The 21074-nt window shown below is 69.9% G+C and carries 17 protein-coding genes and 1 pseudogene; 11 read left to right on the top strand and 7 right to left on the bottom strand.

Annotation, left to right across the window (positions count from 1 at the left end):
- Positions 1-212 precede the first annotated feature (212 nt).
- Positions 213-3335, bottom strand: coding sequence for an RICIN domain-containing protein (locus LZG04_RS15275; RefSeq protein ID WP_233817395.1), 3123 nt, complete (start codon positions 3333-3335; stop codon positions 213-215).
- A 734-nt stretch (positions 3336-4069) separates the two neighbouring features.
- On the opposite strand from LZG04_RS15275, the gene LZG04_RS15270 reads away from it, so the two are divergent.
- Complete coding sequence (locus tag LZG04_RS15270; protein WP_233817392.1) at positions 4070-4834, top strand: alpha-amylase family glycosyl hydrolase; 765 nt, start codon at positions 4070-4072, stop codon at positions 4832-4834.
- Between the two features lie 113 nt (positions 4835-4947).
- Here LZG04_RS15270 and LZG04_RS15265 read toward each other — a convergent pair whose 3' ends face one another.
- Complete coding sequence (locus LZG04_RS15265) at positions 4948-5193, bottom strand: hypothetical protein (protein ID WP_233817390.1); 246 nt, start codon at positions 5191-5193, stop codon at positions 4948-4950.
- Between the two features lie 9 nt (positions 5194-5202).
- Between LZG04_RS15265 and LZG04_RS15260 the strand changes: the two genes are divergently transcribed.
- Positions 5203-5445 carry a hypothetical protein gene (locus LZG04_RS15260; protein ID WP_233817388.1) on the top strand — a complete coding sequence of 81 codons (243 nt, stop codon included), beginning with the start codon at positions 5203-5205 and terminating at the stop codon, positions 5443-5445.
- Here LZG04_RS15260 and LZG04_RS15255 read toward each other — a convergent pair.
- The 3 genes and pseudogenes from LZG04_RS15255 to LZG04_RS15245 form a co-directional block, all read right to left on the bottom strand.
- Positions 5393-5684: pseudogene (locus tag LZG04_RS15255) on the bottom strand (transposase family protein); the annotation flags it as partial. The gene LZG04_RS15260 and the pseudogene LZG04_RS15255 overlap by 53 nt on opposite strands.
- Positions 5685-5838: 154 nt before the next feature.
- Entirely contained in the window at positions 5839-6108 is a 270-nt protein-coding gene (locus tag LZG04_RS15250) for a DUF4342 domain-containing protein (protein ID WP_233817386.1), read from the bottom strand.
- Between the two features lie 474 nt (positions 6109-6582).
- On the bottom strand, positions 6583-7323 hold the full coding sequence (locus LZG04_RS15245) for a hypothetical protein (protein ID WP_233817384.1): 741 nt from the start codon (positions 7321-7323) through the stop codon (positions 6583-6585).
- Positions 7324-8219: 896 nt separating this feature from the next.
- Between LZG04_RS15245 and LZG04_RS15240 the strand changes: the two genes are divergently transcribed.
- Both LZG04_RS15240 and LZG04_RS42530 read left to right on the top strand, forming a co-directional pair.
- Positions 8220-9380, top strand: coding sequence for a S1 family peptidase (locus LZG04_RS15240; RefSeq protein ID WP_233817382.1), 1161 nt, complete (start codon positions 8220-8222; stop codon positions 9378-9380).
- 746 nt (positions 9381-10126) lie between these two features.
- Entirely contained in the window at positions 10127-10654 is a 528-nt protein-coding gene (locus LZG04_RS42530; RefSeq protein WP_233817380.1) for an NPCBM/NEW2 domain-containing protein, read from the top strand.
- Positions 10655-10855: 201 nt separating this feature from the next.
- On the opposite strand, the gene LZG04_RS15230 is transcribed toward LZG04_RS42530, so the two are convergent.
- Positions 10856-12043, bottom strand: coding sequence for a serine/threonine-protein kinase (locus LZG04_RS15230; protein WP_233817378.1), 1188 nt, complete (start codon positions 12041-12043; stop codon positions 10856-10858).
- 291 nt (positions 12044-12334) lie between these two features.
- On the opposite strand from LZG04_RS15230, the gene LZG04_RS15225 reads away from it, so the two are divergent.
- Positions 12335-12793, top strand: coding sequence for an ATP-binding protein (locus LZG04_RS15225; RefSeq protein WP_233817376.1), 459 nt, complete (start codon positions 12335-12337; stop codon positions 12791-12793).
- Positions 12786-13157, top strand: coding sequence for an STAS domain-containing protein (locus LZG04_RS15220; protein ID WP_233817374.1), 372 nt, complete (start codon positions 12786-12788; stop codon positions 13155-13157). Before LZG04_RS15225 ends, LZG04_RS15220 begins: the two co-directional genes overlap by 8 nt.
- Before the next feature lie 61 nt (positions 13158-13218).
- Here the strand turns inward: LZG04_RS15220 and LZG04_RS15215 are convergent, their stop codons facing one another.
- Positions 13219-13530 carry a hypothetical protein gene (locus LZG04_RS15215; protein ID WP_233817372.1) on the bottom strand — a complete coding sequence of 104 codons (312 nt, stop codon included), beginning with the start codon at positions 13528-13530 and terminating at the stop codon, positions 13219-13221.
- A 134-nt stretch (positions 13531-13664) separates the two neighbouring features.
- Here LZG04_RS15215 and LZG04_RS15210 point away from each other — a divergent pair, with 134 nt between their 5' ends.
- The 5 genes from LZG04_RS15210 (at position 13665) to LZG04_RS15190 (ending at position 21055) form a co-directional block, all read left to right on the top strand.
- Complete coding sequence (locus tag LZG04_RS15210; protein WP_233817370.1) at positions 13665-14483, top strand: lipase family protein; 819 nt, start codon at positions 13665-13667, stop codon at positions 14481-14483.
- Positions 14484-14885: 402 nt separating this feature from the next.
- Positions 14886-15833, top strand: a complete 948-nt coding sequence (locus tag LZG04_RS15205; protein WP_233817368.1) for a hypothetical protein — start codon at positions 14886-14888, stop codon at positions 15831-15833.
- The gene (locus LZG04_RS42525; protein ID WP_233817366.1) at positions 15823-17502 is read left to right on the top strand and encodes a polyprenyl synthetase family protein; all 1680 of its coding nucleotides are present in this window, start codon (positions 15823-15825) and stop codon (positions 17500-17502) included. The genes LZG04_RS15205 and LZG04_RS42525 overlap by 11 nt, the downstream gene beginning before the upstream one ends.
- Positions 17499-20192: a hypothetical protein gene (locus tag LZG04_RS42520; protein WP_233817364.1), complete on the top strand. Its 2694-nt coding sequence runs from the start codon at positions 17499-17501 to the stop codon at positions 20190-20192. The genes LZG04_RS42525 and LZG04_RS42520 overlap by 4 nt, the downstream gene beginning before the upstream one ends.
- Positions 20193-20419: 227 nt before the next feature.
- Complete coding sequence (locus tag LZG04_RS15190; protein ID WP_233817362.1) at positions 20420-21055, top strand: hypothetical protein; 636 nt, start codon at positions 20420-20422, stop codon at positions 21053-21055.
- Positions 21056-21074 lie beyond the last annotated feature (19 nt).

The raw sequence follows: 21074 nt of genomic DNA, 5'->3' as shown, positions 1-21074 counted from the left end.
GGCCGTTGACGCGCTCAAGGCAAAACGCCGACCTCGGCAGGAGCAGGTCACCGCGGACGGGCAGCCCTCTCACCCGCAGTGGCACTCGGACGGCCGAGCGGCCCTCTCCGCCGCACAGCGCGACCTCGCGACGCGCGAGGAACCAGCCCAGTGCCACCGTAGTGCCTGCTCGGTCTCGCCCGCCGGAGGGAGCGGGCGAGACCGAGCAGTGGTCAACTGGAGCGTGCCGCGACCACGCCGACCGCGTCGACGACGAGGGTGCCGCTCAACACCTTCACCTGAACGGTGTGTTCGCCGTTCACCAGACCTCGCAGGGCGTAGGTCTGGTGGAACTGGGGCGAGGCGACGGTCGCCGCGGAGGCTTGGACGACGGTCCCGTCGACCGTCACCTCGAGGACGGCGGACCCGTTGTTCTGGCCCACGATGTCGAGTCCGGTTCCGGTGAACGTGTAGGTCAAGGTCGAACCGGTGCCCTGGCTGGTCGAGAGGGTGCGCTGGATGTCGTACATGTTCGTGCCGTTGCGGTGTGACCACGCACCGCCGTAGCGCAGCTTGACCGCCGGGGTCTCGCCGAGGTCGTGGGTCTCCAGGTCGTCCAGCAGTTCGGCGTAGTTGGACGGGTTGGTCCCCACGGTCTGGACGCGGAGGTTGTCGAAGCGGGTGTAGTAGTAGCCACTGCCCAGCTCCACCCGCCCCGACAGCTTCGGCTTCGCGTCGCTCAGCGTGTGCAGGGCGGTGCCGTCGAGGTAGGCGGTCACCTTGTCCCCCACGGCCCGCAGGGCGATGTTGTGCCACGCGGTGTGCGCCGTGTCGAACCCGGGGATCGTGACACCACCCTCGCCGGTGGCGGCGTTGCCACTCGCCACCACGCGGTCCTCGACCAGGACGCTCCAGCCACCGTCGAACCAGAACTTCAGCTTGTACGGCGCGGCCTTGTCGCCGTGCTGCTGGCGGACACCGATCGACGCGTAGTTCTTGCCCGACTGCGTGCTGTCGTTCTCGAACGAGACGTCCACGCCCGCGTGGTAGTCCAGCCACCGGTTGTCACCGACCCGGGTGACAGGGTCACCCGGGTTCCAGGCCCCGCCGAGGCCTTGCGCGACCTGGTCGAGCTGCTGTCGCAGGACGTAGTTGTCCGATCCGTCGGGTAGGTAGGCCTCGAACGCCCCGTTGCGGTCACTGGTGTACAGCGGGATCGCGCTCTTCGAGCCACCTCGGGATTCGATGAAGTCCTGGCTGCCGACGACCTTGCCGCCCGTGCCGATCACCGGCACGGTCTTGTCGCGGTAGTCGAAGTCGTCGGCGTACAGCACGTCGTCCCCGGTGTTGTGACCCGAACCGGTGCTGTCGGTGTCGAGCACGGTCCGCTCACCCTCGACGGGGAGCGGGGTGCCGAACGCGGGCCTGGGGATGTTGGGCAGCGTGGTCGCGGTCACCATCGAGTAGGGCTTCACGGTGATCGTGTACGTGCCGTCCGGGCCGGTGTTGACGTTGCCCACGTGCCGCAGGTAGTTGGCGTTGAACCGCCGGCCCGCGTCGGCGGCGCGCGTCTCCCACAGCTTCAGGACCTGGCGGCCCTTGTAGGCCATGTCGACCGCCCGGAGGTGGTAGACCCGGGGCCACTCGCTGTCGTTGATGAACACCGTGGAGAAGTTCTTCTTGTCCGGTGCGGCGAGGGTGAGGTAGCTGGGCGACCCGTTGCGCCCGTTGACCGGGTTGGTGCCGGCGGCTCCGCTGAAGCTGGCCTGTGGGATGGCCCGCCAGATGCCGGCGGTGTTGCCCGGGTTCTCCCACCCCGTCCTGGCGAACCAGCTGAAGTGGCGCAGGACGTCGATCGCCATGTCGTAGTGCAACCACCCCGACCACGGGTCACGAGCACTGACCAACTCCTTGTACCCGTATTGGCCGCCCTCGTAGAACGCGCCGACGGCGGGCTGGTAGATGAAGTTCGTCCGCCGCGAGTTGGCGAAGCCCTTGATGACGGTGTTGCCCATCTCCAAGGCGCTGTTCTTGCCGCCCACCCCGGTGCCCGCCACGGTCGGGTCGGCCATGTTGTTGTTCGGCCGGAACGCGGAGTTGCCGAACGTCGCCTGCGCCTCGCTGTTCCAGACCTCCTTGTCGAACGACTCCGCCAAGCGCTTGAAGTCGCCGGCGCTGGTGTCGTCGGTGTTGTAGTGGTAGGCGGCGACGGCCACGGCGTCGCGCAGCGAGGCGTCGGCGACCATCTCGTCGCCGAAGGTGCCCACGCCCACCTCGTCGGAGATGGTCACGCCGATCCGCCGGTACAGGTCGCGCTCGGCCGTGCTCGCGAAACCCGTGCTGTCGGTGCGCACCAGTTCGGCGTACCGCTTCGACCAGTTCAAGTCCGCGGTGTGCTCGTTCACGCCCGGGTTGACGTAGTCGACCATGTAGCCGTACGTGCGGTAGGCGGCGAGGATCGTGTTCTTGTACCAGGTGTAGACCTTGTCGTTGGTGTTCGCCCACGCGGGTGCGTTCCACCGCAGGATCGACACCTTCAGCGCCGGATTGACCTTCTTCGCGTCCGCCGCGAGCTGGAATCCCGGGTGACGCGCGACGTTGACCTCCTCGGTCTCCCACCGCATCGTCGACGGGTCCGGCCCAGTCGAGTTGTTCCGGTCGTTGCCCATCTCGATCTTGACGTTGGTGAGCACCGGGTTCTGCCCACCGAACAGCACCTGGAGCAGCTCCAGGTACTTGGCGGGCTGCTCGGACTTGTAGTCCATCAACAGTGCGCTCGAGCTGTTGCCACTCAGCAGGCCGAAACCCTTGAAGGTCAAGCCGTTGACGTTGTCAGCGCGGATGTCGTCGCCGTCCACCACGACGGTGCGCGGGGTGAGGTCCGGCGGCCCCACCACCGACCACTGCTGGTTGGCGCTACTGCCGCCCCCGTACATCTTGAGGTCCGCGCCGACGTCGGTCCGCCCGGCACCGTCGAGGTACAACCCGGTGGCCACGTTGCGGAACTTCACGTGCCCGTCGACGTTCTCGCGCGCCCACTGCTGGCTCGGCGACGACGTACCCTGCCACTGGGCGCACACCGCGCCGTTCGCCGTCCGGCCGGCGCTGTCGAGGTACAGCCCGGTCGACCGGTTCCTGATCCGGACGTGGGAACCGGACTCCTCGATCACCCACTGCTGGGTGGGCGACCCCGAGGCGGAGTACTGCGCCGCGGCGGCACCGTCGGTCGTGCGGCCCATGCCGTCCACCACCATCCCGGTGGCCCGGTTGGCGATCGTCACGTAGGTGACCGGCGCGTCCTGGGCGGCGGCGGTGGGCGACAACGCGGACACGTGGAGCCCGACTGCCGTCAACACCGCGACAAGTGGCTTCACCACACGCCATCGCGCCTTCGATCTGACTGAACGAGCAGGGACCATGACTTCTCCAATCGGGACCTGACACGGCAACGCTGCACGGCCCGCGCGGTCACCACGCGTCGGGCGGTCCCGCCGGTGCTGCGCACGCAGCCGGAAGGACGAGCCGAACGCGCGGCTCCTTGGCGAGGTGAAGAGGTCCGACCGCACAGCGGAGGTCCCGGAACCTGTTCCGGGACGCCGACCGGCGCATGTGCGATCGTGTTTGTTTCTGTTCGTTTGCGGTCTGGATAGATTTTGACTACGGGTGCTATGCCTGTCAAGACACCCAAACTAACTACCCGATCCCTAGATTCGGTCAATTTCGCACTGTTTCCAACATTTACGAACACCGACGTCTCCGAAGGTCGGCTCGCGCGCCCACGCCCGGCCCGTCGCAGGGCATGTCCGAGACCGGAAACCGGAGGCGTCCTGCACCGGCTGCGACAGGAGCTGTGGCCGGCTCATCCGGGCCGGCTCGACAGGTGGTCGATCCGCGCGGCAGCCGCGAGCAGGCCGTGCTCCGGGCGACCTCCCCGGCTGCGCGAGATCCGCGACTGGCTAGACGCCACCTACTCCGGCCGGGTGCTGATCAGCGAGTGGGGCGACCCCCGCGTGTCCGTGCCCTCCGGGTTCCACGCGGACTTCTTCCTCCAGTTCGGCGGTGACGACGACGGCCTGCCGCTGCGCTCGCTGTGGAACAACGGCGCCGGCACGGTGCAGGCGTCCTGGGGCGAGGTGCCGAGAGTTGGGCCGACGCCGAGGCGAAGGGCGACGCGGGCACGTTCGTCAAGGCCTGGCAGGAGGCGACCGGCGCCATCGCCGCCGCCGGGCGCGGCGGCCTCACCGGTCTGCCGACGTCGAACCACGACTTCACGCGCCTCGTGGCCGGTGCGCGCGACGCCGAGCAGGCCCGCGTCGCGCTCGTCCTCACGCTCACCTGGCCGTCGATGCCGTCGATCTACTACGGCGACGAGATCGGCATGCGGTTCGTGCCCGACACCCCGACGTTCGAGGGCTCGCGCCTCGGCCCGACCTACGACCGGGCGGGTTCGCGCACCCCGATGCAATGGGGTGACCTGCCCGCGGGCCGGTTCGGGCCGGACGTCGCGGAGTCGCGGTACCTGCCGCAGGACCCGGACCCCGACCGGCCCACCGTGGCCGCGCAGCTCGACGACGAGGGCTCGCTGCTGCACCTGGTGCGCCGCCTCGCGCACCTGCGCACCGACGACCCGCGGCTGGACGCGGCCGCCGACGTGGAGGTGCTCGCCACCGGTTACCCGTTCGCGTACGTGCGCGGCGGCAGCCTCGCCGTCGTGCTCAACCCCGGCCGCGCGGCCGTGTCGATCACCGTGCCCGGCGCCGCCGCGGCACGCACCGTCGAGGCACGTGGGCACCGGGTCGCCGGTGACGTCGTGCACGTCGACGGGCACGGGTACGCCGTGCTCGACCTCGCCTGAGCTCGAAGTCCTCGACAACGGAGACGGAATGCCTCGTAGGCGGCGTCCACAAGGGACGTCGCCTAGGGGCGTGTGGAGCTCATTCAGTTGTGGTTGTTCCGGTCAGCCGGTGGTCACAGCGCCGGGTAGGCGTTGCGCATGAGCTTCTGGAACTGGGCCGAGAACCAGTGGCCCGACAGCGGGGCGTTGGGCAGCGCGCCGGACATGTTGAAGCCGTTGCGGGCGTTGCCGCCGCAGGTCGGGATCAGGGTGCTGGAGCCGTCCGACCCGCCCGCGCCGCCGCGCACGTGCTCGACCGGGCGCTCGCCGTAGCCGCAGGTCTCGGGCAGTCCCACGTCGATGCCCGCGCGCAGCGCCATCATGGGTCCATGCAGTTCCTCGCCCCGGCCTTCGTGCTCTGTGACAACGGCGTCCGGCGAGGCGATCCGCGGGCGGTGACCTTCGCCTACGACCACGCCAACTGGTACGTCGACAAGGCCCTCGAACGAGCCACCAAGTGCGCCGAAGCCGCCGCCGGAATCACCGTGCTCCGCACCGCCCGGACCCAGTACGACGCAGTCCCCCGTCCCGGCCGGCCTTGTCCGCCCAGCACGGGATGTCCGCTGTGGTGAGGGCATCGATGATGCCGTGGCGCTTGTGCTTTCCGGAGTAGTACGGCCGATCGGCGGCGATGCGGTCGATCCGGAGCGAGGTCAGCAAGGACCCGGGCGGCTTCGTGGGTGCAGCGGCAGACGTTGGCCGGGCCGATGCCGAACCCGGCCACGAGACGGGTACAGGTGTCGCCGCAGCGCAAGTGGGCCAGGACCAGCAGGGCTTGGCGCCCGGGGTCGAGGCGCCGCCACCTGCTGCCGATCCGAGGCGACGCGCGGCCGGCTCATCCATCAGGAGCTTCGCCACGTCTCCAGCCGTGGGAAAGTGCTCGTTCCGTTCGCGGTGGCCTGGGCGCCGAGGTGCTATTCCGGACGGAACCCGCGACCGCAGCTCGAATCTGGTGGTACTCCAGCCTAAGAAGTCGGCGCGCTGCCCGGCTGTTGGCGGTTCTCGATCGTGATTCCGCAGTTGCCGATCAGCGCGACGCCGGTACCGATCGCCGTAACCACCGGAGCGGCCAGCGCCGCGACCAATCCGAGGGCCACCGGCACTTCCAGTACGACGTCTTCCTTGCTGTCACGCACGACCACGCGCCGGTTGACGCCTTCACCGACCAGTCCGCGAACGGCATGGATCACGGCGTCGACGGCGGCACGGGCTGATTCAGGCTTGAACTCGCTCACGACTCTCCTCGAACAGCAGGTGGTTGTTGACGCCTCCAGCGTGCCTGCGATCGGGCAGCCTGCCATCAGGGGTCTCCCTGATCCCCCACCTGATCCACTCCCTGATACCGCTCACCGCCGCCTGTATCGCTCGAGAGGTCGTCATCACCGGGAGGACAAGGACGACACCGCGTTGAAGACATGCCCTCCACCGACCGCGGACTGCCCGCATTCGTGGAGCCATGTCGTACCCGCCGGGGTGGCCCGGTGCGCCGAGCCCGCGGTGATCGGGTGGAGTACGCGGGCAGTGGGTGCGGCCTCCCTTCCGGCGCTGGTGCACCTCCCCCTCTACCACCGCATCTCCGCCCCCGTGCCGCGGATCGCCCGCACCCGGCGTCGCCGCCGTGACCCACCGGTACCGCGACCTGAGGGAGGAAGACCAGCGGGCCGCTGCCGAGTCGCTTGCGCGGACGGCCTGGTCCGGACAGGGCCGGATCAGTACCTGAGGACGACGCAGCCGTTGCCGCCGACGTCGCCGGTGAACCCGTTGAACACACCGCCATTGGCCCCGTTGCCGCCTCGGCCGGTGCCGGCCGCGCATTCGGCGGGCACCGTCGCACCGGCCGCGCCGCCCGGGCCTCCACCACTGCTCAGCACACCGTTGCCGCCGGTGGCGCCGTTCGCGCCGGGGGTCGTGGTGACCACCGTGCCGCTGCAACTCACCGAGCTGCTCCCGCTGCCCCCGACGCCGCCCGTGTTGTCGCCGAGCGAGCCCTGCCCGCCCTGACCGCCGCCGCCGTTGGCGCGCAGGGTCGTGCCGATGGTGATGCCGGAACTCCCACCGGACGCTCCGGCCTTGGCCTGGTAGACGCCCTCACGCGGACCGCCCCCGGCACCCCCGGCACCGACCGAGATCTTCAGGACCGTACCCGCGGTGACGGCCAACGTGCAGGTCGCGTTCGCACCTCCCCCGCCACCGCCGCCGCCGGGTCCGGGAACCGGGAAGAACCCCCAACCACTGCCACCGCCCCCGCCGCCTGCCCCGACGACGTGCACGGTCACGGCGGTGATCCCGGCCGGCACGGTGAAGGTGAAGTTGCCGGGGTTGGTGTAGGTGTTGACCACGGCCGCGTGAGCGGGCGTCGCCACGGTCAACGGCAGCACCAACGCCGTCAACGCCGCCGCGGCGAACCCTCTTCGGAGGTGCGAGCGGCCGGCTGGGGCGACAGGTGACATGAGGTCCTCCTCGAACTGGTGGTAGCGGTGTTCACGTTCCACGCCACGCACGACGAACCGGCCAAGTCGGGTTCACACGTCGGCTCAGCACGTGCGGTGACTTTCGTACTCGGAACCGGCCGGGAACAACAGGTTCAATGAGGTGAAGTTCGCGCCCGGTGTCGAGCTATTCCAATTGCCGGCGAAAGCGCTCCACTCATGTGCAGCAGGAAGCCGTCCACATTCCAACCCACGCTGCCGCCACCCACGTTGGGGACGTTCACCTTGCCGTTCGCGCCGACCTTGGCCGGCACAACGTTCCCCGGTTCACCGGTCGGCACATGAGCGGCCCGGCGCACCCGGTCACCGGGCTCATCCGCCGCGCCCGGCCGCCCTCCTGATCCCTGGCTGCCGGGGTGTCAGTCGATCGGGCAGGGGGTGCCGGGGCGGGCGGCGGTGACCGTGACGGCGGCGGTCAGGGTGGCCGTCGGTTCCTTCGCCCACCACGGGAAGGCGCCGGCTCTCAGAACGCGGACATGCCCGGTCACCTCGAATAGCATTTGTTCTCGAGGTGTCCGGTACCCCATTCGCCCTTGCGGAGGGAAGCGCTCAGTCGTCTAGCGCACTTCAGCCCGAAGTTGCCCGACACGCCGAGTCGCGTCACTACGGAACACCGCATCCACCGTTTCGGTATCACGCACGCTTGGCGCACCCGACGATTCCACGTGCCTTTGACCTGCCGAAACAATCATCGAACGCCACCGACTCGGCGGTATGAGGGCGTCTGTCCGAGAAAGTATCGTCCCGAATCCGCCGGGTTCATAAACGGCGTTGCCGATCGGTTCCCGAGCTCCGCTCGCACCTCTCGGGCGACCGAACGGCACTTCCCTGCACCTTCGCCTGAAAGGGCTGTCCAAGTGACTTCTTCGCGTACCGTCCGATTAGCCGGCGCGATCGTCCTCGCGCTCGGTCTCGCCGTTCCGTCCCTGCCCGCGGTCGCCGCGCCCAGCGGTGTGGCGACCACGTCCCCCACCTCCGCACCGCGCGTCTCCCTCGGCATGGCCGAGGCGATGAAGCGCGACTTCGGCCTCACCGCCGAGGGCGTGCGGACACGCCTGGCCCAAGAGGAACGGGCCCGTGGCGCCGAGGTCGTCGCCCGCAAGCTCTACGGCTCCGCCTACGCGGGCAGCTGGTTCGACCCCGCGACCGGCAAGCTCGCCGTCGCGGTGGCCGGTGACGCCGCGGCCGACAAGACCGGTCTCGACGTGACCGTCGTGCCCGTCGCGCACACCTATGCCCAGCTCGACGCCACCAAGACCGTCCTCGACCGGCGGGCCGGGAAGGCCGCGCCCACCGGGGTGAACGGCTGGTACGTCGACGTGCGGACCAACACGGTCGTCGTCACCGTCAACCGGCACAAGGTCGACGCCGCCGTGACCGCGTTCGTCGACGAGGCCAAGGCCCTGCACCCCGCCGTGCGCGTGGTGCAGGAGGACCACTCCCCCGTGCCCTACGCCGATGTCGTCGGCGGCTGGCCGTACTGGATCAACAACGCGGGCCGGTGCTCCATCGGCTTCGCCGTGTACGGCGGCTTCGTGACCGCAGGCCACTGCGGCACCCCCGGCTCCCAGGCCACCGACCAGAACGGCGCGCTCTACGGCTACTTCGCCGGCTCCACGTTCCCCTACTACGACTACTCGTGGGTGCGGACCGTCGCGGGCGTGAACCTGTGGGGCTACATGGAGGGTTACAACGGCTACTGGTACTACGTGCGTGGTTCCGCGCAGGTCCCGGTGGGCTCCGGCGTGTGCCGCTCGGGCTCGACCACCGGTATGTGGTGCAACTACATCCAGGCCCGCAACCAGACCGTGAACTACCCGCAGGGCGTCGTCTACAACCTGACCCGCACGAACGTCTGCGCCGAGCCCGGCGACTCCGGCGGCTCGTGGCTCAGCTCGAACCAGGCCCAAGGCGTGACCTCGGGCGGCTCGGGCAACTGCTCGACCGGTGGAACCACGTACTACCAGGAGGTCAACCCGATCCTGTCCGCCTACGGCCTGTCGCTGATCCTGTCCTGATCTCTGACACGGCTCCCGATCCGACGACCCGACCGGCCTTCGTCCTGGTGCCCGAAAGCCGGTCGGGCCTCACCGCGGCGGCGGAGCCCGGCCGAGGCACATCCGACGCTCCTGGGATCAGCCGGCCGGCGAACTGCCGTCGCGGTGAGGTCTGTCCATATGCCGCAGGTTCGCTCCTGCGGGCGGCGGTTGCCCCGCCCTCGTGGATGCAACGCGTAATCGGATCGCGGCGTGGTGCATCAGGCCGATGTCGCCGATCCTCGAACGCGTGCTCGACGCGCTTCACCCACGAGCGGCAACCTTCAGCCGCGGAGGGACCGGACCACGAGCCACCACCGAGGTGACGTTGCGGCGCGGACCGGACACCCGCCCGACTGACCACGCCACCGTGACCAGCGCCATGGTGAACACCAAGACCGTGCCGGCCTGCCCCGGGACGCGGTCCACCCACCGTGTCGACCTCGTCACCGCGTTCGTTTCACCGGGCGTAACGGCGGCCGTCCCGGGGTCGAAGGTAGTAGTGGAGAGTGCGACAACCGATCGCAACGTCGCGACCCGCGGAGGCCATGGTGACGCCTTCTCCTGCGCCCACCCGAAAAGGCTGGTGGCGATCCACAACGTTGTGGGCGGTGGTCGGCATCCTGGTCACGGTCGTCGGCGTCGTGATCGCCTACGCCGCTTGGCAGTACCCGCGTTCGCCGGTCGCCGCCCCGGAGACGACCGGTCGGTCACGACAAGGCGGCGCGGTGGCCGGATCGGACGATTCGACCACGGCGTCCGCACCGACACCCCTCACCGGCTCGAAATCCGCCACCGCGTCGAGCCGACCGACCGGCGACGCGGTTCTGGGTGCGGACGCGCTGTACCTCAGCGACGTCCCGAAGAGCTTCTTCGTGCGACAGCCGATCAACGCCGTTCGCGGTGCGGCGAAGATGTCCAACGAGGAGTACCCGTCGAGCTACAGTTTTCGCTTCAGCGGTTGCGGTAACTGCACCTACGAGGCCGACGTGAACCTGCCGACCGCCTACAACCGCTTCACCGGCACCGTCGGCCTGACGGACGAGTCCCGCCACGACGCCGCGGTCGACGGCATCGTCTACTTCTCCGCCTACTCGCAGACAGGCGCGCTGCTGTTCGGACCCCAGAAGATCGAGTACCCGGCCAAGGTGCCGTTCGACATCAACACCACCGATGTGACGCGACTGCGCCTGAGCGTCGCGAACGGCACGAATTCGGAGATCGCCTGCTGGTGCGACGCGCAGTTCGCCAAGTAACGAGGGGAGGTGGTTCCGGCGCTGGTATTCCGAATTCCTTCTCATTCGGATCACGACAACCCTGCCGGACCGCTGACCACCACCCGAGGATCGTCACGTAACCCCGTCCAGCAGCGGACGGCGCACGGCGTGGCCCGCCTACCAGGTGCCCTGGGGCATGCACCGCAGGGCTGGTACAGCGAGTTCCCGGAGGTACCCGGGTCAGGGCTTGGCCTTCTTGTCCTTGCCCACGGGCTTGGCCTTGTCTTGTTTGACCTGGCCGGGTGCCTGTTCCCGGCCGTACCGGCCCGGTGCGGGCGGTTGCTGCGTGACCGTTCCGTCCGGTCGCTGGTCGGCCGGGGGTTCGACGGTCGCGGTGGCGGGGTTCAGTGGCGCGGTCACGGTCACGGTCGGCTGCGTGAGGTCGTCCGGCGCGGAGGTCGCCGGTGCGGAGGTCGGTGACAGGGCCCAGGCGGCGCAGACCGCGCCTGCCAGGCCCGTCAGGGAGGCGACGAGCGCCTTCGTCGACTTCATGGGGCTGGGCCGGGATACCCGGTGTGGTACCGGTTCTTCGCGATCGTCGGTGTCGGTCGTCAGGATCTCGATGGCGGTGAAGGTGCCCGTGTCCAGGGCGCGGGCGCAGTCGTGGGCGGTCGGCCGGCGGCGTGGGGACAGGGAGGTCATCAGCGACAGCAGGCGCACCAGGTCCGCGGGCAGGTCGGAGGGGATGTCCGGTGGGCGGTGCAGTCGGGCGACAGCGGCTTCGAAGTCACCGCCGTCGTACTCGCGGCGACCGGTCAGGCACTCCAACAGGACCAGACCGAGGGCGTAGACGTCGGCCGCCGTGTCAGTCCCGGCGCCGCGGACCTGTTCGGGCGCGAGGTAGGCGGGCGTACCGACCACCTGCCCGGTGCGGGTGAACCGCGTGGAGCCGGTCAGGTGCGCCAGCCCGAAGTCGGCCAGGTAGGGCACGCCGGAGCGGTCGAGGAGGATGTTCGACGGCTTGACGTCCCGGTGCACCACGCCCCGGTCGTGCACGTACGCCAGCGCCTCGGACAACCGGGCACCCAGCCACGACACCTCCTCGACGTCGAGCGGTCCCCGGGCGATGTGATCGCGCAGCGTGCACCCGTCGACCAGTCCCAGCACGAGGAACGCACCACGGTCACCGATGCCCGCGTCGTGGACCGGGACCAGACCGGGGTGCGACAAACCGGCCAAGGTCCGCACCTCGTTGTCGAACCGCCGCCGGTCGTCGAGATCCGCGCCGGGACGGAACAGCTTGACCGCGACCTCACGGCGCAACGCGGTGTCCCACGCGCGGTGCACCTCGGCCATGCCGCCCGCGCCGAGCACGCCTCGCAGCTCGTAGCGGTCGGCCAACAGATCCTCGCCGCGGGGTGATGACACCGCCGTCCCTTCCGGTCGTCCGTCCGTGGACATCCCCAGATGCCCCGCCGACGGCGGTGCCAAACGACCGCCCGACACGAACCGTGCACACCGACGACTCGCACGGCGGATCCGGCGACGCGGACGCATCCCGTGGTGGTCCGGGTTGCCCGGCCCGCCTCTCGGGCGATCATGAATCCGCTCACCTCGTGAACCACTGCTGCCGGGCGGTTGACATCCGGAGTCAACGGGTAAATCCGGCACGTCATGCTGCCCTCCCCGCAGCCGTCATGCACACGAGGTGGTGTAACCGTGCACGAGCAGTCATGGAGCACGAGAGGTGACACCGTCGACATCGCCCTGGTCCGCGACATCGACGAGATCACCCTCCGGGAGGTGCGACGCCTGGTACGCGACCTGCTCGACGGCCGCGACGGGGTCGCCGTCGAGGACGCCGTGCAGGTGACCGACGAGTTGGTCGGCAACGCGCGTCGACATGGCACGCCTCCCCGCACCTGCCGACTGCTCTTGATCGACCAAGGCCGGCGCCTGCGCATCGAGGTCGACGACACCTCGGTCGGACAACCCCGGATCCGCCGCCCGGACACCTCCGGGGGCCGCGGCATGATCATCGTGGGCGCGCTGGCCACGGCGTGGGGCGTGGTGCGGCACCCCGACCACAAGACGGTGTGGGCCGAGCTGGAGCTGGACCGCCCGAACGGCCGCAGCCCCCACCTGGCAGCGGCGCCGAACCGGGACAACCGTGAGTGATCGACCCGGCGACACCGAACCGGCAGCGGTGACGATCGACCGCCGGATCCTCGACGATGCCCTGATCATCGAGGTGGCCGGCGAGATCGACCTGGACTCGGCACCGGTGCTCGACGCCGCCTTGACCGATGCGCTCGACCGCGGCTCCCACCGGCTGTACGTCGTGGACCTCGCCGAAGTGGAGTTCATCGACTCGATCGGCCTGTCCGCACTCCTCACCGCCGCCCGACACGCTCAGGACACCGACGGGACGCTGCGCGTCGTGGTCGACGCCAACCGGCCGGTCATCCGCCCCCTGGAGATCACCGGCCTGGACGACGTGCTCAGCCTCCACCACACCGTCGACGAAGCACTCGGGCATTGACCCGAGCTGGTCGGTTGTCGACGTCGTCGGCCAGGACACCGATGACGCCCAGGGGTGTTGATCAGCTGTTCGCCGGAACGTCGACCACCCCGATCCGCACCGACACCGTCGCGGTCGTCTCGATGCTCGCGGCATCGGCGCACTGCCGTCGGGTGGGAAGGGGTCCGGCTCGCCCAGCCGTTCCTCCAGCTCGGTGGTGGGTCGGCGTGGAACGCCTCGTGCCACGCCTGAGGTCGCGGTCGTGCGGCACCAGCACCACGAACCTCGGATCGGCACGGGTGCGCCACCGGTCGGCGACGGTGATCAGCTCCGGCAGGCCGTTCGTCCCCAGGGCGCCGTCACCCACCAGGGCGACGACCGGCTTTCGCGGCACAGGGTGATGGAGGTTGCCCGGCGGGGTGAACCGTGGCGCCGCCGGTGGCGCGGTGGGCTGTGGCGGAGGTACGCAGAGGGGAGGTGGCGGGGGACGTGGCCGCCGTTGACCTGTTGTCTGCAGGAGGATGGACGATGTCTGCGCCGACGCTGAACCACCTGGCCTCCGGGTACGACGCCCGCCAGGCGTACTGCTTGGCGAAGGCCGCCGAACTGGCCTACGGGAACCGGGCCGAGATCGAGGCCACCGCCGGTGAGTGGGGGTTCGATCAGGTGCGTCACCACTACTCGACGTTCAAGCCGCCGTTCGCGCTCAGCGACACCCAGGCGTACACGATGGCGAGCCCGACGATGATCGTGACCGCCTTTCGCGGCACCGAGCCACTCCAGTTGCGCGACTGGTTCTCCGACGCGACCGTTCCGCCGTGGCCCGGACCGGCGAGGACCGGCCTGGTCCACTACGGGTTCGCCGAGGCGTTGCGGGGGGTCATCCCGTCCGTCGTCGCGGCCGTCCAGGAGCTGCGCACGGGAGAGCAGACGGTGTGGTTCACCGGGCACAGCCTCGGCGGCGCGCTGGCGATGCTGGCCGCGGCCTGGCTGCACTTCGAGGAGCCGCGGCTGTCGGCGCACGGCGTCTACACCTTCGGGCAGCCCCGCACGTGCAACGGCGCCTTGGTCAAGGCCTACGACCGGGCGCTGGCCGGTCGGACGTTCCGGGTGGTCAACAACAACGACATCGTCGCGCAGGTGCCGCCCGGGCCGGTGTTCCGCCACGTCGCGGAACTGCGCTACATCGACTCCTCGGGCAAGGTCCGCGACTCCATGCCCCGGGTGTCCAAACTGCTCGACCGCGCCAAGGGACTGACCGCCGACTTGTTCGCGCCGGCCGCCGACGGGATGCGCGACCACCTCATGAAGGCGTACGTGGCGGCCCTGGAGAAGAACCTTCCCTGAAGTGCCACCGGCGGTGCCGGTCGCTCCGCGAGCGAATTCGGGTGAACGAGCGATTTCCCCGTTCTGTGACGCCGGCTCCCGGCCGAACCGGGAAATCGGACGAAAAACGTCACGAAGGTCGGACTGCACCCCATCAGGGGCATGACACCCGATAGGTGGGCGTTACTCGCACGGACTCGTCCCGGTGCGGTATATCTTGCTCCACCTGGCGAGTGGACGTCACCGCGGACGATCCAGCGCGCCTGTTCACCATTCGCTCCGCCCGGTGAGCGGAAGCGGTGTCGAGACAATCGGCTGCTGCGGCAGCACTATCAGGGGGGTTGGATGCTGGGCGTGCTAGGCCCTTTTCCCGAATCACAGTTGTGCCATCTCCTCGATCGCCAGTGGTTGCATTACGCCTTCGTGTCGCCCACCACCGGGCACGCCGTGATCTCGAACCTGTCCGTGCTCGGGGTGGAGTACCCGGCGGACGGGTCGAGCGGTCGGTGGAGCCCGCAGCGGATGGCCATCGCCCTGGTGTACGACCCCGTGCACGGGTGGTCGTCGACCCAGTTCAACGCGGACGCGCCCGATCCGGCGTGGTCGGCGTTCCGGCTGCCGCACCCGCACGGCTCGCCCGGCCCGTTCGAGGTCGCGGCCGTGGCGGGCCTGCCCGCGGTCGACCTGCGGCTGTCCCGGACCAGCAGGCCGTGCACGGCGCAGACCGCGCCTTTCGGGGACGACCAGTTCCTGAGGTGGCAGTCCGAGCCGGGGGTGCGCGGCTCGGGGACGCTGCGGTCACCGAGCGGTGACGTGCGCTGCGATCTGGTCGGCTACCACGAACGGGTCCGCGGCCGGTGGAGCTGGCCGGTGCTGGGCGGTTGGGTGTTCGGCTTCGCCAACGCGCCGTCCGACGACCCGGCGGGACCGCCGCCGTGGTCGGTGGTGTTCACCCTCATCCAGCCGCAGTACCCCCAGGACGCCGCCAACGGTTCGGTGATGCTGTGGCGGGACGGTCGGATGGTGCGGCACTTCCCGCGCCGCATGCTGGAGGTCGCGGTGCACGGTGAGCTCCACCGCGACCGGGTGGTGCTGGTGCCTCCGCTGGCGGCGACGCTGGCCACCGCGCCCGCGCCGGCGGTGCCCGGCCGGTTGCTGATCACCGCGCGGCTGGGCGAGGACCGGCTCGTCCTCGACTTCCGCCCCACCACGGCCGCCCGGATCGCCAACCCGTCCGAGACGAGCCTGAAGCCGTTCAGCGTGCACGAGCTGCTCGGCGGCTGCGTGATCGAGGGCGTGGTCTCCGGCCGCACGTTCGGCTTCGAGGCCCAGGGCATCGTCGAGTTCGCCGGAGACGCCCGTGACGACTGAGACGCCCGTGACGACGGCATCCGCGCCGTACACCGGTGCGCGGTTGCTGACCGAGACCGTGGTCGCGTTGTCGGAACGCGCGCCCGCCATCGTGGCCGCCGCCGCCGAGGAGATGCGGGAGATCCGGCTGGGGCTGCACTTCCACGACGGCAGCAAGGCAACCATGTCCGCCCGCTACAGCCGCCTGCTGGTGGAACCCGGGGTGGTCGGCGAGCCGGACGTGGAGGTGGCCTTCGACGACCGCGCGATGAACCTGGTCTTCGACGCCCAACGACCCCCGGTCGAGCAGGTGCTGCCGCAGAGCCTGGACGTCCGCGGGCCGCGCGACCGGGTGCTGGCGGTGTGGCGCGCGTTCGTGCTGCTGTCCCAACGCGCTTCGGGCCTGCGGTTCGTGCAGCAGCTGTGGCGCGACTACCGCGAACAGGTGCCCCGCCTGTGGGGCACGACCGCCGGCGGCCCGGCACCGCGCCATTCCCCGCACGGTGACGAACCGACCGGCTGGCACGCCGTCGACTTCCTCGCCAACCGCCAACCGCTCGAACCGGGCGACCAGCCGACCATCGGCGGCACCGCGATCGCCGCGCCCAGGCTGCTGTGGGACGGCCGCCGCAGCACCGGCTGGTGGGAGCTGCGACCGGTCACCGACGCCGACTTGGTGCAGACCATGACCGCCTGTCGCGCCCGCGCCAACCAGGAGATCGACCGGCTGCTGCCCGACCGCGAGCCGAAAGAGGACCTCTACGACCTGATGCGGTCCTACCCGACGCGGCAGGGCAAGGGCCTGCGCCCGACGTTGGTGTTCGCCGCGTGCGCGGCGTTCGGGGAGAAGCCCGAGAACGCGGTGCGGGCCGCCGCGGCGCTGGAGCTGTTCCACAACGGCTTCCTCGTGCACGACGACATCGCCGACGAGTCGACCCACCGGCGCGGCCTGCCCACGATGAACGCCGAGTTCGGCAACGGCCTGGCGGTCAACACCGGCGACGGGCTCAACCTGCTCGCCGTGGACGCCGTGCTGGCCAACCTGGAGAACCTCGGGCTGGCCCGCACGCTCGGGCTCATCCAGGAAGCCATGCACATGTGCCGGGAATCCATCGAGGGCCAGGCCATGGAGCTGGGCTGGATCCACCGCCGCGTGGTGCCGTCACGCGACGAGGACTACTTCACCATGAGCACCAAGAAGACCGGCTGGTACACCTGCATCACACCGTGCCGGATGGGCGCGGTGTGCGCCGGCGTCACCGACCCGGCCGTGCTGGGCCGCTTCGACGAGGCGTTCCGGCTGATCGGGATCGCGTTCCAGATCCAGGACGACATCCTCAACCTCGTCGGCGACGAAGCCCTCTACGGCAAGGAAACCCTCGGCGACCTGCTGGAGGGCAAGCGGACCGTGATGCTCATCCACCTGTTCCGCCACGCCGACCAGCGCGAGCGGCAACGGCTCGGCGCACTGCTGCACCGACCGCGCGCCGACAAGTCCCAGGACGACGCCGACGAGCTGCTGGCCGCCATGCGGCGACACGGCTCCATCGACTACGCCACCGAACTCGCCGACCGGCTGGCCGCCGAGGGCATCGCCCGGTTCGAGCGCGACCTGTCCATCATCCCGGAGAACGAAGGAAAAGCAGTGCTGCGCCAGATCGCCCATTACGTCACCACCCGACCGCTGTGACGGGCCCCGACTCCGCCCTGCGCGACAGCGACCGGGCCGCGCTGCGATTCGTGGGCCGCATCAACACCCGGCTGCGCGCGGTGCTGTGCACCCTGGCCCGCCGCGGCGTCGCGATCCGCCAGGACGACCCGCGACGCGCCCGCCAGATCCTCGACGCCCTCGCACCCTGGCCGTTCTACAAGGGCGGCCAGTTCCTGTTCGACCTGCTCGAGTGGGAGGACTTCATGATCGACGGCGACCCGCCGCCGATCGTGTCCCGGCCCACCTTGGGCGCGCTGCTGGACCTGCCGACGAGCTGGGCGGACGCCGCCTTCGCCGCGATCGACACCCACGCGCCCGGCCCCCTCCGCCCGATCGTCGCCAACCCGCAGGTCAAGTGGCTGACCGCCACCGCGCAGTCGACCCTGCACGGGGTGGTGCGCGGACTGACCGGGCTCATCACCCCGCCGGGCACCCCCGACGCCGACGACACGCTGCCGCCCCTGGAAAGCGGCTTCCACCTCTACGCGGACGTCGTGCTGGGCCTGTTCGACCTCATCGGCGCACGCCTGCCTCCCGTCGCCGGCCCCGAACAACCGGTCGAGGAGGACGCCGTCCAGGACCACGAAACCCCTGCCGACGGCAGTCCCACCACCACGGACGAGCCGACCGCGCAACCAGAGGACGTGCCCACGACCGCGGTCTTCCCGATCGAGGAGACGTTCCGGGCCACGCGGGTCGAAGATTTGGCGCACGACTGGACGTTGCGCGGCGATGCCACCCTCGCGGGTGACGACGGCCTGCAACTGACGCCCGCCGAGCGGGAGAAGGCGGGAACGGCGCTGCTGAACATCCCGTTCCCCTCCAGGGCCGGTGTCTCCGTCGACTTCGACTTCTACTGCGCTGGAGGCAACGGCGACGGCTTCGCCGTCTACCTCATCGACGGCGCCTACGACACCGACGTGGGCGGCTACGGCGCCGGCCTGGGGTACAGCCGCGGTCCCGACGGCAAGGGCGACGGTGTCACCAAGGGGTGGCTCGGCCTGGGCTTCGACAAGTGCGGCAACTTCTCCGGGAGCCTGGCCGGACCGTGCACCGAGGACGTCGGCAAGCCGAACCGGATCGTGCTGCGCGGCTCCGGTGACCGCGCCGACGGGTTCGGCTTCATCACCGGGGTCCCCGCCCCCGGCGGCCTGGACGCGGTCTGGACCGACCGGGCGCACGTCCAGGTGCTGATCATCGACGCCGTGGTGACGGTGCACGTCACCCGGGGAGACACGACCACCACCGTGTTCGACGGCGTGGACCTCAAGCTCGCCGAGGGCCAGGCGCCGATGCCCGAGACGTTCAAGCTCGGCCTGTCCGCGAGCACCGGGTGGGAGGTGTCCAGGCACTGCCTGCGCAACCTCGTCGTCACCATGCCCACCGCGATGCCGCTGACCGTGGACGGCGCCGCCGCGGCACCCGCGGGCGCCCGGACCAGCTTCACCGTCACCGTCCGCAACGACGGACCGAACGACGCCCCCGACGCCCTGGTGACCGGCACGCTCGACCCCGCGCTGACCGACGTGGACATCGCCGTCTCCCGGACCGCCGACGGCGCGTCGGCCAGGCGTGCGGGCAGCACCGGGGACGGCACGTTCCGGCAACCGCTCGACCTGCCGGTCGGCGGCACCGCGACGATCACCGTCAGCGGCACGATCGACCGCGCGGCCACCGGCGAGGTCACCTGCTCGGCGACGGTCGAGTCGATCAAGTGCGGCAACACGTCCCCGGACAAGTCGGACTCGCACGACACCCTCCTGGTCGAGCGGACCCCGACGGACGACCTGAAGGTCTGCCAACGCGCGGCGGTCTCGATCGCACCGGGCGCCGACGGGCAGATCGCCATCAGCGTCGAGAACCCCGACGACAACCCGATCGACCTGGCGAACGCCGAGCTGGTCTTCGACGCGCCGACCGGGTTCGAGTGGACCGGCACGATGATGTCCACGTACTACAAGGTCGACGGGCGCGGGGAGAGCAGCGGGGAGACGGCGCTGACGCCCTCCCTGGAGGACGGCGACCGGCGCTTGAGGTTGACGGGGCTCCAGCAGTTCCGGACCGACCGGGGCTCCGTGCTCGCCTACGTCCTGGGCATCAGGGCGAAGGCGGACGCCCAACCCGGCCGGTACACCGACGGCCAGGCCGTCGTCGCCGACTCACGACCACTGCGCCTGACGGCCACCGTGCGGGACACCGCGGAACTGCGAGCGTTCACCAACAACGACACCGCGCTCCCCGTCACCCAACCCGCGATGCCGGAGGTCAGGCCGGGCGACACCGGGTTCATGACCGTCACCGTCGGCTTCGAGCAGGACACCGGCCAAGCCCTGAACAGCCTCACCCAGCAGTTCAACGCACCGTCCGGGTTCCGCTGGAGCGGCTTCGCGTCGTACTCCCACCACACCGGCGGACAGACCACCCGAGGCAGCGGGAAGGACATCGGGCACACGATCAACAAGACCGGCACCATCCTGAGGATCACCGGTGCGCCCCCGCTCAAGGCGTCCAAGGGGTTGCACCTGACGTACGTCCTCGGCCTCACCGCCAACGAGAACGCGACGCCGGGGCCGCACGGCGACGGCAAGGCCAAGATCGGCAAGGCCGGCCAACTCACCTTGCACGCCAAGGTGTTGGGCGAGGACGAACCTCCCCGCTGCAACCGCTGAGCCGGCGGTCCTGCGCGGACCCGGTGGACACTGCCTCCACGAGGACCACCGGGTCCGCCCCGGACGGGTGCCGGCACGTCCGGTTGAACCACGCCCGACACGGCCACGGCTACCGCCCGTCACGTCGCCTGACACGATCTAGTCGACCTGGTCCCGGACCCGGCCGGCACGTCTTGTCGGGACTTAGATTCAGTCCGTCGCGGTGCCAACCCATGGAGGACCTGACGATGAGCCTGTTGCCCAAGATCGGTATCGAGATCCCGTGCAGTTGCCTGGCCCTGAACACCCCGATGACCATCGGCACGAGCCTGTTCACCCTCGACTTCAAGGGCGGCATCAAGGTCCGGGTCGAGATCAACCCCAATGAACCGCTCAACTCCGTGCGGCTGCGAGTGGTCGGGCACAAGATCAGCGCCGAACTCCCCGCGGACGACAGCAGCACCGAATCGCCCCAGCCGAGGTCCGCCACCGTCCAACCGCGGTCCGCCACGGGCACACCGCGGCCCACCACCATCACGATCGAACAGCAGGACGTCGACCTCGACCTGAAGAGCGTGCTCCGACTGACCTCGAAGTTCCCGCCCAGGTTCGAGCAACTCATGGTGCTGAGCTTCACCATGACCATCGAGAACCCCGAAGCGGTGCTGCGCAAGGCGGGAATCCAGATGACGGTTCCCTCCGAGCCACTGGTGCTGTCCACGAAGAACCCGGTGCAGTTGGTCAGCAAGCTCACCAAGTTCCCCCCTAAGGGGGACATGTACAAGCTGATGAACCCGATGGAGCTCGTGCTGCCGGACAACCCGGACACCACGATCGTGAAGATCGACTCGTTCCCGATCAGCGTCGGCGAGTCCAAGTCCTGATCCCCGGCGGGCGCGCCGG

Source organism: Saccharothrix sp. S26 (assembly GCF_021390395.1).
Lineage (GTDB): Bacteria > Actinomycetota > Actinomycetes > Mycobacteriales > Pseudonocardiaceae > Actinosynnema.
Note: the sequence above shows the minus strand (reverse complement) of the source record. Positions and strands in the feature narration are given on the sequence as shown.